Raw genomic sequence first — 21,895 nt, 5'->3', positions numbered from 1 at the left:
GTACACCTGTTCGGCCTACTTTCCTGGGCATGGCATCTATGAAACCGCGCGGGCGGTCTTACGAGGTTCGGTGGCGTTCGGGTCGCAAGGGCGACTGGCAGACGTGCACGTTCGCCACCGAGAAGCTGGCGCAGGCGGCCAAGGATCTCGCCGAGGCGCGTCATCACAAGATCAGCGACACAGACGTGTACGCCGCGCTCCTAGGCATCGACAAGGTCGACGACGAGCCGGACGACGAGCAGAGAGAGGAGGTGGAGCGCAGCCCGACGCTGGCCGCCTGGGTGGATGAGTGGCTGACGCTGAAGGTCGACGTTGCGGAAAGCACCCATAAGGAGTACGCCCGCATGTTGCGGGGGCGCGTAGTGCCCGTCCTGGGCGATCTGCGGGTGGACGAGATCAGCCGGGACGAGGACATCGATCCGTGGAAGGTGAACCTGTCGGCAGATCTGATGCCCGCCGGCGTGCAGAAGCACTGGGCAGTGCTGAGCATGGTCATGCGGGATGCGGGATGCGGTTCCGACCTGACAACCCGCTCGACCGCCAGCCGGGGCATCGGAGCAACGGGCTGCCGAAGGTCTACAAGTACAACGCGTGCTTTCTGTCGACCGAGGAGGCGCGTCTGCTTGTCGCTGCGTGCCCGGAGGCGATCCGTGATCTTGTACGGGTGGCGTTGGGGACGGGAATGCGGATGGGCGAGATCTTCGGTTTGCGGGTGGGATCTGTGGAACTGCGCGGCGAGCGGCCGGTGCTTTACGTCGAGCAGACGCTGCGCCGTGGTGGCACGTTCGCTGAGCCGAAGTCGGAACGGTCGAGGCGGTCCATCTTGCTGCCGAAGACGGTTGCCGCGTTGCTGGCCGAACGGATCAAGGGCAAGCGCCGCGGTGATCTGGTTTTCACTGCTCCCGGGGGTAAGCCGTGGGACGCGAACAATTTCCGGTCGAGGTACTGGGATAAGGCGGTTGCGGCGGCTCAGCGGTGCGCCGCTCATCCGCCGACCCCGGCGAAGGTCGGTAATGGCAAGAGGGTGCGGCGAGTCAGCGACTTGGCGGTGTCGTCGTGCGAATGCACGACACGGCTGCATCAGCGGCCCCGTTTCCATGACCTGCGTCATTCGCACGTGGCGTACCTCATTGACGCCGGGTGGGATTTCTTCGTCATTCAGCACCACATCGGGCACGCCTCGATCAAGACGACGTTTGATGTCTACGGTCACCGGCTGACGCGCGGCGACAAGGCCCGCCTGAAGGCGCTCGACGAGCGGCTCACCGACGGGACCGTCACGGACATGCAGAGCGCCAAGAAGGACCGCAAGAAGGCGGCGAAGAAGTCGAAGGGCAAAATCTCACCCTTCATCGAAGGGATGGGCGAGGCTGCTTAACGTAGCCCCTCCTCCGAGGGAGTTGTCGAGGCTCCTGGTGCTGCGCGTGAGTCGGTCAAGGTCAGCGATCCTCCAGGGCCCGGCTTGCGCGCAGCTCGCTCGACACTTCGTCGGTATTGCGCCTGTCCGAACGAATTTTGGTTCCATAATGGAGGTGTGGCATGAGCGATAAGCAGCTCCCGCGGCAGCGAGCACACGACGCGGTGTGCTTGCGGTGCCGTCGCCTCGATCAGGTGGTGAGCGTGCCGGCTGCGGTACGCGCCGGTCACTCCACTGGAGTGGTGCATGGCAGCGTGACCGGCCGGTTCGGCTACGACGTTCCTGTCACCGGTCGGGTGTCTCAGGTCAGCGCGTTGGCTCGTGCATTGGCCGCGCCGAGGCGACCACGTGCCGCCACCGGGCCGGCCATCGTCTTCGGCGGGTCTGCCCTGCTGGCGATGTGGAATCTACTGCTGGCGGTGTCGGATCCGGCTGACGGTACGGCGTGGTTCGGGCTGATGTTCTTTCTCGCCGTGGCGGCTGGCAGTGGTTGGGTGCTGCGAGCATGGCAGCGCCGCCTCCGGGTGATGGGTCCGCTGGTCGACGAGGCGGTCGGGCTTTGGCGGCGGTCGTGGTACTGCCGCCGGTGCGGCGTCGTCAGCATCTACGGCCCTGGTGCGCCGACGACCGTGGCGGCAAGCGGTCTCGCCTCTGCGCTAATCTCGGTGGCTCAACAGCGCCGTCAGCGGAAAGAGCAGCCTGTGCGGCCCCCGGCCGCGGGTGTTCTGCAGTAGCCCGCATTCTGCAGTGTCTGCCGCGGTTACAGCAGTCTGAGCAGCGACGGCTTTCGCCTCGCCATCCGACTGCGTTCGGCACTCGATACCTGGTCAGCGCCTGTAGCGGTCCGCTGAATGTCCGCACGTTACGACTATGGTGAAAGCTGATACGGCAACGACCGAACAGGTCGTGAAAACAGGAGTGTTGAATTCATGGCGAAGCAAGTCATTACCCGCTTGACGGACGATCTCGACGGCAGCGACGCCGATCGCACCGTGGAGTTCGGGCTGGACGGGGTGAACTACACCATCGACCTGTCGGAGAAGAACGCCGGCAAGCTCCGGAAGGATCTCGACCCCTACCTCGAGAAAGCTGTCCGGGTCCGCCGGGGAACGGGAACTGGCCGTATCACGTCCCGTAGCGCCGCAGCCCAGCCCAGCCGGGCCGGCCGTGACCAGAACCAGGCGATCCGGGAGTGGGCGAAGAAGAACGGATACGAGGTCTCCGACCGGGGCCGGATCCCGGGTGGAGTGGTCGAGGCGTTTCACGCAACTCGCTGAGCCTTCAGCAGGACGGCCCGTCCGGTGCTGGGTGAACGAGACGCCGTTGCGAATTCCACGGGGGAAGAACTCGCAACGGCGTCTCAACGAGCGTAGTCGATACCGTGGGCCTTAGCTCGGCCGCGCCGGAGACCCGGTGGTCGGTGGCGGCTTCGCCAGCACGTCGCGTTGGGCGACGCGCAGCTCATCAGCTGCACGGTCTGATCCGCGGGGTGCGACACGGTCGAGGACTGCCCAGACGTCGGTCAGCGCGTGTTCCAGTTCGATGATCTGCTGCGAATGTTGCCGGCGTACCGCCTCTCGAACCTGTTCGATACGTCGCATCCAGCCGGCCGCGGCATGCTCCGTGTGGGCCCTTGGCGCCGTGAGCGGCTCGGCGCTGAGCGCCGCATCTGCCGGGACGATCGCGGCGACCGGCCGCCCTTGCTCGGTGATCACCGTGACTTGGCCTGCGAGGGAAGCTAAGCGTACGAGCTGGGTGAACCGATTTCGCGCCTCGATCAGTGCCAGTTCGATACGACGACGGTGCGGCAGCGGTACGGCGGGTTCGGCCATAGCTTCATAGTGACGGGAGGCTATGACATGTTCGGTCGATCATCGGGCGCTACAAACTCGGCTCGACTCGTAGCCATAGTTGGCACCTGCCTAGCGGTGGTTTTCACCGTGGCCATGGTTGGTAATCGGCGGCTGCCTACTCGGCGTCGATCGTAGAGGCAAGGTGATCGGCGAACGAATCGATATTGCTGTTGAATTGAACAGGAAGGGTTTAGGCTGCCCGGCATTCATCGTCGTCCAGGCGTAGCGCGAGGCGGGTTGACCATGCTCGCCGGGCCTCGCAAGGCTGCTGGTCTTGAAGTGGTCGCGGGCAAAGATGCTCCGCTGGGTCACGCCAGCCGAGACGAAGGGTGGACCCGAACTGGCGTCGAAGGTCTTCGGGCTCGGTGAGCAGGTGAGGTGCTCCACGGCGGCTGAGGATGTCGTGCCAGGTTCTGGGGTTCATTACCAGGGTTTGCAGGGCGAGTCGACGGTGGCAGTTCACGAGGTCGGTGGCGGTTCAGTTAGGCTGCGAGCGCGTGTAGGCGGCGTCGAACTCGTCGGGGTCGGGGCGTGGATCGCTGCTCTGGGGCGGCCGGGTGAGCTGGAGCTGAGCGGCCGGACCCGATGAGGACGTTGCCCCGATGGCCGATAATGGTCGTGTGATGTTCAGCATGGAGTTCGGCTGCAGGTGACCGTGACGATTCCTGCTGCTCTGACGCCCATGCTCGGGCTGGTCGAGGGTCCACCCGGCTCCTTGGTGGAGTACATGATCGGCGGCAAAGCACTCACGGGCGCGGCTCGCGAGGCTGCAGCACGCCTACTCGCTGATGACGCGGTCGCCACCGCGTGCGGTACCGCACCCGTGCTCCAGTGGTGGCGCGACCGCCGTGACGGCGGGGCACCACACGCCGGGAACCGGCAGCAGATCGTGGCGACTTTCGTCGGGATCGCGTTCGGTACACCGGCCGACCCGGCCGATGTCGATCACGTACAGGGACACATCGCGGAGTTGCTGTGGAGCCGCGTCATGCGGGAGCGGTCCACCTGCCGCGACGGACGGCAGCTCGTCAAGGCCCACCCGGTCAAGGTTGATCCCCTCGAACCAGGCGGAGACGGTCTGATCATCTACAAGAACCCGGACGGCGTCCTGGTGTTTCGCCTGTGGGAGATCAAGAAGCACGAAGCGCAGAAACAGGTCTCTGCAACGATCAACCGGGCCAGCAAGCAGCTCAGCGACCGGGGCTCGGAGTACCTTGCGAAAATCGTCGGCCCCGAGACGCTGGAGGCCACCGGGGAGATCGCAGATCTGTACGCAAGCATGGTCGAGCTGTGGTTCGACCGCAGCGAACGCGCAGGAGTGGGGGTTTCGGTCGGTACGTCGGTGGAGCACGAGCCGAAGCCGCCGCGGGCGTTCGGGTCGATCCGGACCGCGTTCCCGGAGTTCAAAGCCGCGGGGCAGACCGAGTGTCTGGTCGTCGCGATCCCTGATTTCGCGGGATTCGCCGAACGCGTGAAGGAGATCGTGTGGAGCGGTCTCTAGACCTGGCGCTATTGCGCGACGCGTTGGCGGGAAGGACCCACCTGCCAAGCGCTGAGGAGCTTCAACAACTCATTGCCGATGTCGAAGTTCGCCTGTTCCTTCGCGACCCCCAGATCGCCCAGGAACTGCTCGACTCCGCGTGGTACTTGCACGCCGTCGCGTCGATTCATGAAGCCCGGCAGCGGTACAGCCTCCCACGGCAGCGGCAAGCGTTCCTGGTCAGCGCCCACATCTTTGACCTCGCACTGAATCAGGACGGCTGGGGCCGTGCCGAGCGGCTTTCGTTCGGGTTCGCGGCCGCCATTGGGTACCGGCGCGGCGGCCGAGATCCGAACGCCACCGCCATCATGAACCGGCTCCGGGACGACATCGACGTCACTGGCCCAGTCACCGACCACCTCGCGACCTTGTCCCTTGAGGCAGGTCTGGCGTTTCTCGGCTTCGAGACCAGGACCTTGTTCCGCTGGTTCGGCGTCTGGCGCCGTCAGCTCAACACGCTCGCGCGCGACGCCGGCACCGATGATCTGACGACCACTGCCCTCGGGCCTAGCCAGATGGTGGTGCTCGGCGCCGAGGACCTGCTCATGTACCTCGCCACCGGTCGGTCCGATCGGCTAGAGACCGGCGTAGGCCGGCTGCGGATGGCCGCGGTCGGCGAGGCCGGGCCCGAAGACCTGCACTCGCGGTGGGTAGCGAACCACCTGCTGGGGCTCTCCGGCGAGGCGCAAGCCGGTTCACTGTGGAACCCCGACGTTCTTCCGCCGGACGTGTCGGCGCTGGTCAGGCAGTCGTTCACGATGGGCAGTCCGCCGGTGATGACGCTGTGGGAGCCGCAACGTGCGCTGCTGACTGAGGCGAGGTCGCCGTTCGATCCGGACGTACGCCGGATGGTTCTGGCCGTGCCCACCAGCGGTGGGAAGACCTTGGTCGGGCAGCTGCTGTCGGTCGAGCACATCGACCGGACCGATCGAAGCGTCTGCTACGTCGTGCCGACCCGCAGCCTCGGCCGCGAGGTACGGCGGGCCATGTCCAGCCGGGTGCGAGTGCTTCAGAAGGAGACCGGCGCGGAGCAGGCCGACTTCTCGAGTCTGTGGGGTTTGTTCGACGCCGTCCAGGACGAGGAGCCGGCCGACGTGGAGGTCATGACGCCGGAACGCCTCGCGCACCTGCTGCGTCACGACGCCGCGGCCGTCCTGGACCGGTTCGGGTTGTTCATCTTCGACGAGGCGCAACTGCTCAAGGAGACCGGCCGGGGCTTCACGCTCGAAGCGGTGATCGCCCTGCTGGACTACCTCACGGAGGAAACCGACCACAAGATCGTCCTGATCTCGGCGGCGATGGGGAACGCAGCCGAGATCGCCCAGTGGCTTGACCCGGGCGGAGGTTGCCTGCGCTTCGAGTCCCAGTGGCGCGGACCGCGCCGGCTGCACGCGGCGTTCACCACCGCGGCCAACTGGAATGACTCCCGCGTCGAAGCAGGGGCGGGCCGCAAGTGGCGGTTTCGGCATACCACCCCACTGACCGGCTACATCCGGCTCAGGCTGGCCGAGAACCGCACCGCCGGACTGACCGTCACACCCGACGTCGAATGGGTCCTCGTCCAGAAGTCGGAGGAACCCCTCTCCCGCGAGAAGATCATCGACAACGGCCGGACCACCAAGAAGTACCTGATCGCCAGCGAGACGATCACCTTGCTCGGTCATGCCGGATCGGTGCTGGTGGTCGCAACGACCCGCAAGCAGGCCCAGCAACTCGCCGGCGGCATCGCCGAATTCTGCGAAGAACAACCCGGCCTGGCCGCACTGGTGGACTTCGTGCGTCAGCAACTTGGCGACGACCATCCGCTGGTCGACGTCCTTAAGCGGGGCGTTGGTTTCCATCACGCCGGTCTTCCCGTCGAGGTGCTGGAGGCGCTCGAAGGCGCGGTCCGCGACGACATGCTGCCCTACCTGACGTGCACCTCCACGTTGACCGACGGGGTGAATCTGCCCGTGCGGACCGTGGTCATCTACGACCAACCGTTTCAGGGCCAGTCCGAGCAGAGCCGGCTGAGCGGTGCGCGCCTGGTCAACGCGATGGGACGGGCGGGCCGAGCGGGTAAGGAAACCGAGGGGTGGATTGTCCTGGTCCGCGCCGCCGGGCCGACCGAGCAGGACTTCCGCGACCTCAGCCCGAGTGCCGAGTCGCTGGCCGTCACGTCGTCGCTGATCACCGATGAGGCGCTGGACGCGTTCGCGAGCCTGGAGGGCGAGCTTCGCGCCAACGAGGATGCCATCTTCACCACGTTCGACCAGGCTGGTGACTTCATCAGTTTCGTCTGGCTCGTCCTGTCCATCGAGGAGGGCCGCGGGATCGATCCTGCCGACGTCGACCTCGCCGGCATCGTCGACGCGACCCTCGCCGCGAGGCAATCCCCCGAGGCCCGACGGGCGTGCGCCCAGATCGCCGACACCACCCGACGACGCTACCTGGCCAGCGAGCCGCAAAGCCGGCGCCGGTGGGCGCGAACCGGGACCTCGATCGGATCCGCGCGCACGATCGACATCCTGGCCACCAGAATCGCCGCCGCGATCCAGCGTGGCGAGGCCAACGGCACCCTGCCGGACCTGCTTACCCCGGCCTCGACCATCCGCCAGCTGCCCACCTTATTCACCGAGCTGCTCGACCTCGCCGAGGCGCCCGCCTGGCAGTTCAAGGGCAGCGAGCGCGGGGCCGACATAGCGGTACCCCCGGTCGATCTGCTTGCCGACTGGGTCGCCGGTCAGACGCTGCCCGAACTCGCCAACACGCACCTCGCCCAGGTCACGAATCCTGCATACCGCATCGAACAGATGGTCGGGGCCGCCTCCGAGCATTTCGAGCACTTCCTCGCCTGGACGGTCGGCGCCGTGGTCGACATTGTCAACACGCACCTGCTGGACGCGGATACCGAGGCGCGGCTGTGCCCCGAACTCGCCGGATACATCCGGTACGGCGTCGACTCCCCGCACGCGCTGCGGCTGATGACCTCGGGAATCAGGTCACGTCGGCTGGCCCACGCAATCTCGGCGGACCGGCCACGCGATCTCCCAGCGACCCACGACGACCTTCGCGCGTGGCTGGCGGGGATGGGCATCACCGAATGGCGTGACCGCTACGACGCCTCCGCATCCGAGGTTCTCGACCTGCTCGACTACACCCGACTGCGCAGCCGCAGCCTACTCAAAGCTCTCCTGGAAACCGGCTCGGTCACCCTCGACGTACTCGACGTCCAAGATCCCAACCAGCACCAGGACCTCTCGGTCCGGCCGGTCGAGGACGACCCCGAGCCGGCCCGCCTTGCGGTCTGGTCCGGTCTCCAGGCTCTCGCGTATGTATCTGCCGCCGACCACACGGACATCCAGGCGATCCTCGACACCGGATTGGCCTTCGATGCCGAACTCTCCGACACCACTCTGCGGATCACACTGCCGCTTGACGCGGCCGAGTAGCACCCCAACAGCCGCAACCCGTTTCTCGGTGATGTCGGCGATGCCGGTTTCCGATCTTTTTGCCAGTGAATCGGTTCACCCATATGAGTGAAAGCGGAGATGGCGCAAATCAACCGGGACATCCGAGCGCCACCCGCTTCCTTGCGATCAAGAGACTGAGCAGCATCAGTAAAGATCAATAAGATGCGGCCCCCAGAAATGGCACGCGTGTACTAGTAGCTGTTTTGTCGTACCCCTCTGACAGCATCCCTGCGCGAACCAATTCTTCGATGCGCGGGGAGGGTCATGAGGGCCGATTGGTGGCGAAGTATCGAGCCGGACATGTGGCGGTTCGTGGGTGAGCCGCGGGGTGATGCCCGCGAGGATTATGCGGCGGTCCTGTCCGCACTTCTTCGGCTGAGCGGCACCTCGGCGATGTCGACGATGAGGGACATCACGGCCCAGATGAGCCGCGACGGGTACGGCGGTCCGATGCCCGCAGAGTTGCTTCGGGAGCGCCTTGATGAGCTCGTTCAGATGCGGCTGGTGCTGGTGTTTCTGAGCCCCACGGCCGCGAGGGAGGAGCTACGGGACGGTCACCGCCGCCAGGAGGCGTGGGCGCTGAGCAAGAAGGGCCGCATCATCGTGCGGTCTGTCCGCGACGCGATCAATGACCTCGACCGGGTCCTCGCGCTGCCGCCTCGGCTGATCGATTCGATCCAGGAGACATTGCGCCAGCTGCTTCTGCATCTGCACACCGATCCGATGCGCTTGGCAACAGATATCACGGCCGTACGTTCTCACGTGGGTCAGCTACTTAACGCGGCCGGCGACTATTACGAGGCGATGCGCATGCTCAATCAGCATGACGTCACCGACGACGAGGTGTTCGGTGAAAGCCGGACGCGGATCATGCTCGTCCTGCGGCAGTTTGTGCAGCATACCCAGACAGCTTTGGCACCGTTGCGGAGCAGCCTGGACGATGTCCGCCTCGAGGACTATGCGGTTATCGCCGAGGCGGCCTCGGCCGGCGCCGGCGCGGTCGTAGGAGACACGACGGCCTGGGTCGCCGATGCCGTGACGCACTTGGAGAGCCTGGATGCCTGGTTCGTGCGAGGCGGCAACATCGACAAGATCATCGAGTCGGCCTTCTACGCCATCGACGCGTTGCTGTCGGCGATCACCCGCCGCTACTACGCGGCGAACCGCAGTAGTGATCTTGCTGCGGACTTTCGCCAGCTGGCGTGCATGATCCATGCCCAGGGGGACAGTGCTGACGCCTACACGGTGTTCGCCGCCGCGACCGGCCTGTGGGCCGCGCAGCATCCTCACGCTGTCGGCGACGAGGACGACGTCCTGCCGACCGTCCCGGCGGCGCACGCTTCCGGGGCAGACGTGACGGTCAGTCTCGGCCGGCGCCCGGCAGCCACGAAGTCGCCGCGCGCGGGCGCGCGGCAGATGGAGAACCTGACTCTGACCCGCCAGGCCGAGGAGCAGGCGGCCATTGCCGAGATGACACGGCTGGCCGATCTGTCTGCCGGCCTGGTGACTCCCGGTTTCGTGGCTCTCGATTTCTTCACCGGGATCGATCCCGAGCATCTGGAGATTCTGGTCGAGCTGCTGGAGGAGGCCATGGACAGCTTCGATCCTGAGCTGGGCTACGGCGAGGCATTGACGTTGCGGTGCCGGTTGCGCATCGCCGTGGGCCAGCCCGGTAAAACATGCCGCATCGCGGTAGGCGATGGGGCTTTGACCGCTCCCGACATGCGGATCGAGATCGCGGCCATCACCGCTGAGCCCTTGTCGGTGGGCGTGCGATGAGCGACCTGTACGACGTCTTCGCGGACTTCGACGACGACCAGGCTCCGGCGAACGAGTTGTCGCCGATCATCTCTGCCCTATTACGTCGGCCGTTCCTCACCGAGGAGTCCGACTCTGACGTCTACCGCCTGGCCAGGCTCCGCGAGGAGAAGGTACGGGGCTGGTTCCAAAGCAATCTCGGCTGGCGAGTGAAGACGTCCGGCTATGGACGTTACGTGCGCCTGTTCAAGCGCCGTGAACAGCCGCCCGCGGATCGGTGTCCGGTCGCCGGGCCGAATGGCGGTCCGTCATCCCCGCTGGTCCTGGTACTGCTGTGCCTGGCCGCAGAACAGCTGTGGCGCCGACCCGAGATCACCTACGGCGATCTGCAGCGGGAGGTGATCCGGATCTGCGCCGAGGAGTCCACCCGCGACGTGCTGCCGCAGTTCCAGGTGGTGACCGAGGCCGGAGAATCCCGGGCCCGCGCGGATCAGCACAGGCGGGCGTTCGTCGAAGCGTTGATGATGTTGCAGCACTGGCATGTCGTCAGCACCGACCGTCCGCTCGCGATCGGCGGTGGCGAGGCAAGCGGCGATGTGATCATCACCTGCAATCCGGAGCGCCTCAACGACTTCCTCGCCGTGACGGCGATCTCGCAGATGCAGATCGACATCGGCGCACCGCAGACCCACGTCGCCCGGCTCTGTCAGGACCAGGCGGATCTTCCCGGCCACGCCTCGGAGAGCCAGCACGACTTGCAACGGCGTCACCGAGCCCTGCGCGCGGTGCTCGACGACGCCGTCGTTGTCCTGGACGGAGAAAGCACGGAAGCCCGCTACCTCGCCACGCCGGGAGGTCGCCGGCACGCGCTGCACACCGCCACCGAAACCGGCCTGACTTGCATCGTTCGCCGCGACATCTGGCTGACCAGCGATCACGATCACCTCAGCACCGACCTCGACTTCCCCCAACCGCGCTCGATTCCCGGGCAGGCCGCGCTGCTGCTTCTGCGCTCGCTGGACGGCGACGATCCACCCCCTGATCTCACCCAAGATTGTTGCCAGGCCGTCATCGAGCAGGCTCTGACCGGCAACGTTGACTGGGCCAAGTCCTATCGCACCAGCGGCGCGGTACGCACCCTGACTCGCGACGCCCTCACCGCGCTGACCAGCGCTGGTGTTCTCCGACGACACAGCGGTCCCCCGGAGACCTGGAGCGCTACCGGCGCCCACGCCTACTGGCGGATCTGTGTCACCACTTCTGATCGGCCGATCGAGCCGGTCGCCGACGACGATCTCTTCTCGCAGGACGGCAACCGTGACTGACTCTTCCCGCACGGCCTCCAACGTCACCTTGTTCGACAGCTTCGGGGCCCCTCCGGCCCTGGTTGTCGATGCCCTGCCCGCGGCGAAAGGCCGCTGGCAACCGGTACGCGCCGGGGTTGTGAACTCCTGGGCCTGGGTCGACGAGCAGTTCCTCTTCCGCGATGGATGGAGCACCCTGGTCGGCCCCAACGGTTCAGGAAAATCGCTCACCAGTGGCCTGTGGTTCCCGACCATGCTCGACGGCAACGTGCGCCCGAGTGCGTTGTCACTGTCGCAACGCGGAGCCGGCACCCTCGCCGAGCGACACCACAACCGCACCCCCAGCCGGGAGAAGACAGGGGCATGGTGGCTGGAGTTCGGCCGGTGCGACGAGCAGGGGGCGCCGCAGTGGCTCACGCTCGGCCTGTGGATTCGCTGGCGAGGCGACAAATCCAACCCGATGGAGCAAGCCTGGTTCATCCTGCCGGGCCGGGTGGGCGCCGATCTGCACCTTCAACATGATGACGACCCGGTCGACATCGACGCGCTGGCCGATCAGGTCGCCTACGCCGAGGGGCAGATCTTCACCTCTCATGATCGACTGCAGAGGCTGGCGGGCCGGCACCTGAGCGTCCAGGAAGAGGCCGCCTACGCCGATGCCGTCCGTGTTCAACTTTTCCCGGAGGTCGACAGCGACCAAATGGAGGCGCTGACCAGCGTCCTGCGTGCGCTGCGCAGCGTCCGGGTCAACGACCGGATGACCCCCGACGAGATGCAGCAGACCCTGACCTCGGCGTTGCCGGCACTGCCCACCCAGTACACCGAACTGCTCGCCAAGAACCTCGGCCAGCTCGACGACTTGCAGGACAAGGTCAACACCGCCCAACGCGAGCGCGACCTGCTGCTACGGCTCACCGGCTCGTACGGCCGCTACGCCGACAGCGCTGCCGCTGTCACCGCGCATGCTGCGCTGGCCGCGTTCGCCGACGTCCACCGAGCCGAAAAGTCTGTGGATCAACTGCGACGCGACATCGGCGAGCAGCAAACCCGGCACGCCGACGCGCACGCCGCGTACCAGAAGGCCGAACAGGACCTGACGAAGCTGAAGATCAGCGCGGACGTGCTGCGAGGCAAGACCGAGGGCCACCGCGGCCGCAACATTCCCGACCTGGCCGACGCCGTCAAGGCAGCCCACGAAACGGCGAAACACCTCACCGGCACCGCGGCCGAACGCCAGCAGGAGGCCGACAAAGCCCTGGACCGGCAGAATCGCACCAGTGCCACGTTCGAGGTGAGTGCGCGTCAGGCGACCGCGCTGACCGCCGTCGTACGCCAGCACGCCGAGCAGTTGTCCGCCGAGCCGTTCTGCGAGGCGATCGGGGCCGCCGGCAACGCGCTCACCGATGACCTTGTGCAACCCACGCACCTGACTTCCGACGACATCCCGACGGCCGCCGACGCCGTAACAAGCTGGGCTCACCATCGTCAATCGGTCATCGACCGGGTCCGTTCCGCCAATGCCGAGGTGCAGAGCCTGGAGCGCACCGAGGCGCAGAGCGCCCAGCGGCACGCCGACACGGCCGGCGAGCTCACCGCCGCCACCGACGAGCTTGCCGAGGCACAGCGACTCGTCGCGGAACACGATGAGGCCGCCCGCACGGTGCTCGCAGCCTTTAACGCCCAGCACGCGGACGTTCTCGGCCCGGTACCGATGCAGCTTCTCGCAGCGGTACCGCTGGACCCCGACGCCATCACCCGATGGGCCGATCAGGCCGTGAACAACGCGCGTGCGGCGATCGGCCTCCCGGAGAAGACGTCAGCGTTCAACCGGGCAGCCGACCGCGCCGCCGACACCGCCCAGCTGCTCGATCAAGCTGACATCGCCGCTCAGCAGGCGACGACGGGTGCCCACCGGATAGCGGCCTTGATCGCCGGCATCCTCGCGCAACTGCCCGAGCCACCGCAGCCGGTAGCCCGGTGGGCGGCCGACCTCGCCAGCATCGATCCCGCCGACGAGGTCTTCGACCGCGTCGCCGATGGTGATGCCGCCGTCGCCGCAGCCGATGAGCGCACGGCGGCTTTGCGGCAGGCCGCCACCGACGTGTCCACCGCCCAGCGGCAGCAAGGCCAAGCCGACCACGACAAAGCCCTTGCCGAAGACGCCGCCGGCAAGCTCCAGACAGCCACCGATCAGCACGACCAGCAACAGCACCGCCGCGACGCCTGCGTAGACGACTTCGTCGACCGGGTCCAGCAGTGGACGTCGTCGCTGCATGTCCTGTCGCTGCAGCCCCACGAGATACCCGACGCTGCGGTCGCCCGCGAGGGCGACCTATCTCCTTTCCCGCTGCACGTGGCCGGCGCCCGGCAGCGTGCCGAACGGCCGTTGCGCGACGACGCCGCCCGCGCGCGACGACACGCCGCTGATCTCGGCGACGAACTGCGAAGGCTGGACGTCCGTATCGTCAAGGCCGAGACCGAAGAGGAAGCACCTGACGCGCCCTCGTGGCGTCCTGAACGCGCAGGGCGCACGGGCGCGCCGCTGTGGGATCTGGTCGACTTCGCGGCGGATATCGGCGAGCAACGCCAGGCGGCAATCGAGGGCGCCCTGCTGGTCGGGGGCATCCTGGACGCCTGGGTCGACCCGGAGCACAGCACCGCGATCGGTGGCGACGCGCTGCTGCGCCCAGGCCCTGCCGTGGACGGCCCCAGCCTCGCCGACGTCCTCGTCGCTCATCCCACGGACGCGATCAGCGACGACTACATCACCCGGATTCTGCGCGGTATCGCGCTGGACGTCAGCGGCGGGAACGGCCTGATCCTCGACGGCGATCAGCTGCGCACGCCGTGGCTCACCGCCGCGGCACCGCCCGGATGGCGCCCGCAATTCATCGGCGCGGCGGCCCGCGCCGACCGGCGGCGGCGCGACCTGGAGCAGCTGCGAGAGCTGCGGGCTGTCCTGGAGCCCCGCGTGCAGGCAGCCCACGAACATGTGAAACAGCTCGACGACCGCCTCGCCCTGCTGGACCAAGAGGCACAGCTGCCGTCGTTCGACGAGCTGATGCGCGCCCGCGCCCGCCTCGCGGAGACCGCTACTGCACTCGTCGGCGCCCAGACCGCGCACGGCACCGCCGCGGAACGCGCGCGGGCCAGCTCGGAGCAAGCCGACGGCGCCTGGCAAACAGCCAGTACCTCCTGCGGCCACGCGCGGGTTACGGCTGACAGACCCGCCATCGAGGCAGCAACGGCGGCGTGCACCGACCTGATCCGCCACCTTCACAACAGCCGCACCGCGGCGCAGGTCCTCGCTGCTTCCTGCGAGCGCCGGGCGACCAGAGCAGGCGAGAAGGCAGCCGCCGACCAGGCGGCCGAAACGACCCGGCTCGCCGTCGAGGACGCGACCGGCCGCGACGAGCAGGCACAACGAAGCCGCACCGCGCTGGCGCCCTTCGACGAGCTCCGCCACGCGCTGACCAGCCTTGTGAGCATCGAGGACCGCGCCGAACGGGCCGCCGCCGCGGAGGCCGCCGGCCGCGCCGACTGGCAGGGATGCCAATCGCAGGCTGAACAAGCCCGTGCGCGTCGCCGCGCGGCGGCGACCACCCAGGACGGTCGGCGGCTGCCTGTCGAAGCTGACGCACTCGACGCCTTTCAAGGAGATCTTCGCCGTTTGGGCACGGCCGTAACCGCGTGGGTCGGCGGCACCCAGCGGCTGATCTACGACAGGTTGACGGCCCAAGGAGCCGCCGCGACGGCGAGCGAGGCGAGCAGGCTCGCGGCCACGGCATCGAGCAAGGCGCTGCAGGCCAGCGAGCACGCCGGGCGCCGGCAGCATGAACTCGACGAAGAACGCCGTCTGTACGAGCAGCCGTTTCAAAAGCTGTTGGATGAGTATGACGAGAACCAGCGTGAGCAGGAATCCTTAGTCGCAACCGGCAAGCTCCATGACGCGACCGTCCGAGACGCCGACAACGTTCTGGCACGGTTGGACGAGCGGGAGAAGACGGCCCGGCAAAGCCTCGGACACCTGCGCGAAAAACGGGGCACGGCCGACGGCCAGCTCCTCGAGTTGTTCGACCACGGCCTGATCGCCGATGTCACCAACGGTGACACCTACGAGCGCCCCGACGGCGACGAAGAGGCGAGCGCGGTAGCGACCCGCCTGGCCCAGCGGGTTCCCGCCGACGCCGCACGCGATCAGCTACGCCGAGAAGGCCTTCGGCTCGGCACCGAACTACAACAGGTAGTCGGTGTGTTCCTGCGGATGGGCCGTCACGTCGTCGAACAGGAGATCGGCACCGCCGGCCTGCGTCGTATCGTGCTCGCCGACAGCACCACGGCCCTCGAAACGGGCCAGGCCAAAACCCTCAAACAGGCCGCCGCCGACATCAGCCGCAGTCTGCAGTCGCTGCAACACGACTACGACGAGCAGCTACGCAAGGAAATCAAGGACTCCTTGCTCGTCCAGCTGCGCGGACAGATCAACACCCGCATCCAACTCGCCCACACCATCGTCGACGGCATCGCCACAACGCTCAAAGGCGTGCGCACCGGGGTCGAACGCGTCGGCGTCCGGCTGGACTGGGTCGCCCGGGAAGACGACACCTACGCCGTGGAATCGCTGGGGCACATCCGCAAACCCAATGACGACGGTAACCACGACGACATGTACGACTTCTTCACCAAGCGGCTGCGTGACGAATCCGGCGACGAGTCCACAGCCGAGCGCATCGCCCGTATTTTCGACTACCGCAAATGGTTCACCTGGAAAATCGAGGTCACTCACAAAGAGTTCTCCGACGAGGCGCACCCCGAGGAAGTGTTCAGGGAGATCACCCGGAAGAAGAATCCCCTCGACACCCTGTCGACCGGCGAGAAACGGCTCGCGAGCATGCTGCCGCTGCTGGCCGCCGTTCGGTCCTTCTACTCGACTCCTGGCTTCACCGGCCCCCGCATGGCCTTCATCGACGAACTCGACGCTGCGCTCGACAAAAACAACCTGCGCACCCTGCTGCACCTGTTGCGGGACTGGGACTTCGACGTCATCGCCACCCTGCCCAGCATGAGCAAACTCCTCGTACCCGAGGTCCGGACCACGGCAATCCACAAGATCATCAAAAGCCCGACCGGGGCAAGGTTCAGCGTGCCCTACATCTGGGACGGCAACGGCCTACCCGAAGCCATCCGCATCAGCACGCCGACAGCGCCGGCACCAAAAGACGGCGCGGACCGTCCATGAGCGACCTGCACAACCCCCAGGTAATACCGCTGTGGCAAGCCATCAAAGACAGGTACATCGAGACCGGTGACCTCTCCGCCATCAAGACCGTTCGCGTACGCCTCACCACCGCCGGCCTCGCCCTCATCAACGCGTGGCTCGCCCACAGCCGCGCTCCTCGCCTGATCGCCCGCGACGGCTGGGCGCGGGTTCCCGTCGAACGGCTGCTGCACGCACTAGGCCCGACGGCGGACCTCACCACGATCCTGCGCGACACCGTCGGGCTGCCCGACATCACCCAGCCCCGGCGCCGGCTCGCCGCCATGAAGTCCGACTTCTGGACCTACGCCCAGACCGTGCTACCCGAGACGCCGCGGCTGCTCCAGCATCTACGGGCAGGGGGGCTGTCAGAACCGGCCAAGGAAGAACGGCAGCGCCTCATCGACGCCCTCGCCCGAGCACACGACCTGATCCCGCTGCAGCGCCCGATACCCCTACCTCGGCTGTCGTTCTACTGCGCCGCCGACCCGCACTACTTCGACCTGAACGCTCCCGGCCATGGGGCGAAACTGGTCATGCTAGCCGCCGAGCTTCAAGGCGAGGAACCCGTGAAAGCCAGGAGCCCACACGAACGAGTCGCCCTGCTCTCCCGCTGCGGGATCTATCCCGACCGGATCAGCTCCACCGTGATCACACTCCACCTCGACGCTGCCGGTGACGGCCCCGTCGACCAGGCTCTCCAGCACGCCACCGCGACCTCCCGCCCAGTACACCTCACCCTCTACGACCTGACGATGTTCCCGCCCCGCTTCTGCGACAGCGGCCCCGTGCTCGTAGTCGAGAACCCCTCCGTCGTGGAGGAAGCGCTGATCCGCCGATACCCCGGACCCATAGCCTGCACCTCAGGCTCCCTGTCCGCCGTCGACCACCAGTTCCTGCAGATGCTGGCGCACAGCGGCGTGAATATCCGATACAGCGGCGACCATGACCCGGCCGGCCTCGTCATCGCAGAGGCCGTCCGCACCCGCTACGGCGCCGACATCGTCGACGCCTCACACCTGCTGCCACCAGATGCCACAGTCTCGAACGCCGTGCTCTACCAGGAGGATCATGAGTACCTCGCCATGCTGGTCGGCCTTGATCCGTCCGACCCGCTCGCCACTCGCCATTGACCATCGGCGGCCAATCAACGACGCGGCGTAGCAGCAGTCGCCGAGTGGGGAGACCAAGGAGTCTCAACGGCTACGTACGCTCGAAGTAGGGGGCCGACGGCAGTTGGAGGTTCGCAGGCGCCGATCCAGACGGCGCCGATACATGCCGATACCGCGTCACTATGCGGCCGGTCGGCGCCAGTGAACCGCAGGTTCGTGCTCATCGGCGGATCAGTGCATTCGGCGGTGGGTCTGATGGCGACGCCGACGACTCAGAGCGTGAGGATCGGCTTGATCGCCTTGCTGATGTGGCGAGCCGGAATGTCGTCCTCGAGAGCGAGTACGTCGTCGGCGAAGGTTCGAGCCAGTTCGGGTGCGAGGTGAGCCATCGCGGTTAGGCAGGCGTCCCAGCCGCCGGCGATCAACGCTTGGGACAGCAGCCGTTGACCTGTGTCGACGTCGGCGGCGACAGCTGTCGCGGCAAGCGCAGCGGCCTGCAAGTCGGGGTCTTCGATCGATAGTGAGACGTTCTCGGCGACGGTGAAGTTCCCGGCTATGGCGGCGGCCGCGGCGAACCGCTTCTCAATGTGTCCGCGCCATGACCCGGTGGTGCTGTTCAGCGTGCGGGCGGCCCGCTGGACATCACCCTGCTGGAGCATCAGTTCAAGGACCTTGGCGACGTTCGAGGCGTGCGAGCTCCAGGAGAAGCTTGCTGTCGCATCGTCGTCACTGAGAAGCGTCTCGGCCATCTCGAGTCGACCTGCCTTTGCTGCCGCGACGGCCAGGAGCGCTGCAAGTTGGTCGCGCATGAGCGGGTCGACGCGTGCCGCGGTGGCGGCTCCCTGCAGGAGTTGGTCAGTCAGATCGTCGAGGCCGGCTGCCGCGGCTGCCGCGGCGAGTTTGGCGAGCGGGTCGAGTTGGGAGTGACCGGGATCCAGGGCGGCGCTCAGCTTTTCGGCTTCGATGGTGACTTGCTCGACCAGGCCGATCTTGCTGTTTGCTGCAGCTGTTTCTGCGAGCTGGACGAGCGCCGCAACCCGAGGCGCAGTTGATCGAATCAGGTCGGTGACCTGGCGGGCGCCGTCGACGTCGCCCAGCCGGCACAGCACAGCCGGAAGCCAGTGCAGCGCGTAGTCCCGGTCGCGGGGTTCGGTGATCTTATCTGCGGTCGTGCGGGCAATGGTGGTCAGCTGACGTGCCTGTTCCGCCTTGCCTCCGGCGATGTGCTCCTGTGCGAGCTGGGTCAGGGCGTGGATCTTCGTGGAGGAGGCCGGCAGCGCGAGCACGATGTCGCGGGCTTGGGCGGGCAGACCCGCACGGACAGCAGCGAGCGCGACAGCGGTGATCAACGATGGATCGCCGGAAGGTTGTTCGTGAGTGTAGGCAAGCCGCAGCGCTGCGGTCACGTCACCCACGGCGACGAGGGCTTCGCAGGCTGCGGTGCGCAGCAGCGACCCGGATCCGACTGGGCCGAGCAGAACGACGGTAGGTTCCAGACGGGCGGCCAGCGCTGCCGCCCGCTCGCGGTCGTCCAGCTGCAGCATCGCGTTGGTGGCCGCGACCAGGGAGGCCGTCTTGGCTTCGGCAGTGTCGATCGACTGGGCGATCTGTTCTGCTTCATCGGCGTACCTGGCGGCGTCACGAAGATCGCCGCTGCCGACGAGGCGCACCGCTACTCCGGCAAGGGCCTGCGCTCGCCGGAACGGATCCTGGATCATGCCGGCCAGCTCGTGCAAACGGTCCGGACTGACCGGGACGGGTCCATGGAGAACATTCTCGAGTAGTCGGTCGCGCTCCTCGGGCGCATCGACCTCTTGCAGAAGGCGCCCGAACCAGGCGGCGTCGAAGCTGGCCACGAGCGAGGCGATTAACGCGAGCGCCGAGGACCGCTCGGAAGGATCGGCTATCGACCGAGCTGCTTGTTCCGCCTCACCGGCCAGCGCGGTCGCGCGCTCAAGGTCCCCGGCCGTGATCGCTACGTCACCACACCAGCCGAGCATGCGGGCCTGTTCGACGGGTGCGAGCTGGCGCGCGGCGCCGACAGCATGGTCGATCATCTCGGCGGTGCGTTGTGCGTCGCCCAGCTCGGCGAACGCTGTCGCGACCAGCGTGCACCGGTTGGCGCGCTCTTGGGCGGCATTGACCCTCATGCACAGCTCAGCTGCGTGCTCGACCCAGGCCACGGCTCGGTCCCGGTCGCCGTACCGGGCTGCGGTCGCCGCGAGCTGCCGCAGCTGCTGGATCTGGCCGAATCGCGTCGGTGACGCGTTGAGCAGCCGCACCGCCCGTTCGATGTCGCCGGCTTTCAGGGCGGCTATGCCTGTGGCGTCGAGTTCCTGCTGACGCATGCCGGGAAATTTCAGGGCCGACGCGCACGCCTCGGCTTGGTCGGTGAACCGCGCTGATGCGGGCTGATCACCGAGGCTGGCCGACGCGACCGCGAGCTGCCCGAACACGCGGGCCTGACGCAAGGCCGGGTCGGCGTCTACGAGACCGGCCGCCATGTCAACCAGCCGGCGCGCCCGGGGCAACTCGCTGGTGGCCACCGCGTGACGGGCAACGGCAAGTAGGGCACCCACACGCCGACTTCCGGCAGGGATCGAGGTGGCAAGGCGTTCCGCCTCGTCGAGCTGGCCACGCTCGGCCGCGATGTCGGCCAGTGACGCGAACACCACGGCTCGGTCGTCCGCGCTCGTCAAGGAATTGGCCAGTGCTTCAGCTCGGGTGGTCTGGCCCAGGCGAGCGCGTGCCTCGACAAGTGACCAGGGGATGTGGGTGTTGCGGCGACGGATCCGTTCCCGCAGCCAGGCCAACTGCGCGATGTGGGGCAGGTGGGTAACGCCGGCGTGGTGGAGGGCTTGCTGGGTGACGCTGATCTCGCTGAGAGCGATGTCGTCGCCTCCCGTAAGGTTCCGTAGCCACTGATGGCGGTCGGTGTCGGTCGCGAGCGCGAACATGCGGTGAAGGTCATCGGTGCTTTGCAGCATGCGGAAGTACCCGCGGACCAGGTACCCGGGCATGTCGCCGGGCCAGTGCTGAAGACGGTAGCTGTTCGCCCACGCGTGCAGGCGCTCTCGGAATGCCGCGAGCGTGTGCGGCCCGAGTCGTTCGACGGCCTGTGCTCGAAGGGTCTCGTGGCTGAAGAGGAAAACCCGCTTCTCTGCGTGCTGCTCGGCGCGAGCAGCGACGGTGCGGCCGAATACCCCGTCCACCAGATGATCGATCTGGTAGGTCGGTCTTCCGGTCAGTATGTGCAGATCGTTGCGGTCAAGGCCGCCGCCGCTGGCTGCGACCAGTCCCAGTACCTCGAGACCGAGTCCGTCGTGACGCCGGGGGTCGACGGCGAGGAGCTCATCGAGTTCGCGTTCGGCGAGCTCGGTCACGTGGCGGGCGTGCGGCGAGGCTTCCAAGGGGCGTATCCGGGCGGTATGCAAGGGGTGGTCTCGGTCGACGTCGGTCGGGATCGGTGGATCGGGGCGTCCCGCGACGACAACTTTGAGGTCGTCCGGGCGCTTGGGCAGGAGAGCGGCGATGCTGGCCATGCCCGAGCCGGGGGCGGACCCGCAGTCCTCGTCGAGTCCGTCGACCAGGAGCACCAGTCTGTATCCCGCCGCGGTGGCCTTTGCTGCGGCTGCGGACAGCAGCCGGCGACGGAGCCCGTCGCGTCCGCCTGGCGATGTGACTTGCGGGAGCTGTTCGTCGGTGATCGCGATGAGCTGATCGAGCAGGGCGTCGGTGAAGGCTGCGCTGTCCGCCTGGCTGGCTAGTCGTGCCGTGACGAAGAACGACACCACCCACACGTCCGGTGGCGGGTGCAGGGCGAACCACGACATCAGCGCCGTCTTGCCTGCCCGGGGCGGCGCCTGCCACCAGACGTACGCCTCGTCGCCGGCGCACCAGGTGGCGAGTTCGTCGAGTTCGGTGGCGCGGTCTATAAGGTCAGGCGGCGCGATGTCCGCGAGCCCTTCGACGTAGTCGGAACGACGCCACCAGTCCGGGTGCTCGCGCCGGCCGGGCACGGAATCCCGCTCCATGCGGGCTTTCCGGGAGAGCCGCCGCCCGCGCGAGAGTTCCGCGTCCATGGCACCGAGCGCAATCAGCAAACTCTCGGCCTGAGCGTCGTCGGCAGGCCAAGAGCGACCGCGCAGGATATCGCCGACCCGGGTGGCCGACGAAAGGTCCATCCGGGCTGCCAACGTGCG

The 21,895-nt window shown here is 67.1% G+C and carries 12 protein-coding genes; 9 read left to right on the top strand and 3 right to left on the bottom strand.

All coding sequences use genetic code 11. The annotated features are described in order from the left end of the window. The first annotated feature begins 508 nt into the window (after positions 1–508). From AB0368_RS33560 to AB0368_RS33550, 3 genes are all read left to right on the top strand, one after another. Positions 509–1,378: a site-specific integrase gene (locus AB0368_RS33560; RefSeq protein WP_366158044.1), complete on the top strand. Its 870-nt coding sequence runs from the start codon at positions 509–511 to the stop codon at positions 1,376–1,378. 161 nt (positions 1,379–1,539) lie between these two features. Further along, positions 1,540–2,151 carry a hypothetical protein gene (locus AB0368_RS33555; RefSeq protein WP_366158043.1) on the top strand — a complete coding sequence of 204 codons (612 nt, stop codon included), beginning with the start codon at positions 1,540–1,542 and terminating at the stop codon, positions 2,149–2,151. A gap of 195 nt (positions 2,152–2,346) precedes the next feature. Further along, positions 2,347–2,694, top strand: coding sequence for an Lsr2 family protein (locus AB0368_RS33550; protein WP_366158042.1), 348 nt, complete (start codon positions 2,347–2,349; stop codon positions 2,692–2,694). 111 nt (positions 2,695–2,805) lie between these two features. Here the strand turns inward: AB0368_RS33550 and AB0368_RS33545 are convergent, their stop codons facing one another. Continuing rightward, complete coding sequence (locus tag AB0368_RS33545; protein WP_366158041.1) at positions 2,806–3,249, bottom strand: type II toxin-antitoxin system prevent-host-death family antitoxin; 444 nt, start codon at positions 3,247–3,249, stop codon at positions 2,806–2,808. 90 nt (positions 3,250–3,339) lie between these two features. After that, positions 3,340–3,657, bottom strand: coding sequence for a hypothetical protein (locus AB0368_RS33540; protein WP_366158040.1), 318 nt, complete (start codon positions 3,655–3,657; stop codon positions 3,340–3,342). 262 nt (positions 3,658–3,919) lie between these two features. Between AB0368_RS33540 and AB0368_RS33535 the strand changes: the two genes are divergently transcribed. The 6 genes from AB0368_RS33535 (at position 3,920) to AB0368_RS33510 (ending at position 17,714) form a co-directional block, all read left to right on the top strand. After that, positions 3,920–4,771: a hypothetical protein gene (locus AB0368_RS33535; RefSeq protein ID WP_366158039.1), complete on the top strand. Its 852-nt coding sequence runs from the start codon at positions 3,920–3,922 to the stop codon at positions 4,769–4,771. Beyond that, positions 4,756–8,241: a DEAD/DEAH box helicase gene (locus AB0368_RS33530; protein ID WP_366158038.1), complete on the top strand. Its 3,486-nt coding sequence runs from the start codon at positions 4,756–4,758 to the stop codon at positions 8,239–8,241. Before AB0368_RS33535 ends, AB0368_RS33530 begins: the two co-directional genes overlap by 16 nt. Before the next feature lie 321 nt (positions 8,242–8,562). Beyond that, on the top strand, positions 8,563–10,041 hold the full coding sequence (locus AB0368_RS33525) for a DUF2397 family protein (RefSeq protein ID WP_366158037.1): 1,479 nt from the start codon (positions 8,563–8,565) through the stop codon (positions 10,039–10,041). Beyond that, positions 10,038–11,345, top strand: coding sequence for a DUF2398 family protein (locus tag AB0368_RS33520; protein WP_366158036.1), 1,308 nt, complete (start codon positions 10,038–10,040; stop codon positions 11,343–11,345). The genes AB0368_RS33525 and AB0368_RS33520 overlap by 4 nt, the downstream gene beginning before the upstream one ends. Continuing rightward, positions 11,338–16,563, top strand: coding sequence for an SbcC/MukB-like Walker B domain-containing protein (locus tag AB0368_RS33515; RefSeq protein WP_366158035.1), 5,226 nt, complete (start codon positions 11,338–11,340; stop codon positions 16,561–16,563). Before AB0368_RS33520 ends, AB0368_RS33515 begins: the two co-directional genes overlap by 8 nt. Next, the gene (locus AB0368_RS33510) at positions 16,560–17,714 is read left to right on the top strand and encodes a DUF2399 domain-containing protein (RefSeq protein ID WP_366158034.1); all 1,155 of its coding nucleotides are present in this window, start codon (positions 16,560–16,562) and stop codon (positions 17,712–17,714) included. Before AB0368_RS33515 ends, AB0368_RS33510 begins: the two co-directional genes overlap by 4 nt. A gap of 251 nt (positions 17,715–17,965) precedes the next feature. Here the strand turns inward: AB0368_RS33510 and AB0368_RS33505 are convergent, their stop codons facing one another. After that, complete coding sequence (locus AB0368_RS33505) at positions 17,966–21,877, bottom strand: hypothetical protein (protein ID WP_366158033.1); 3,912 nt, start codon at positions 21,875–21,877, stop codon at positions 17,966–17,968. Positions 21,878–21,895 lie beyond the last annotated feature (18 nt).

Origin of the sequence: Actinoplanes sp. NPDC051475 (assembly GCF_040689425.1) — a bacterium.
Taxonomy (GTDB): Bacteria; Actinomycetota; Actinomycetes; order Mycobacteriales; family Micromonosporaceae; genus Actinoplanes.
Note: the sequence above shows the minus strand (reverse complement) of the source record. Positions and strands in the feature narration are given on the sequence as shown.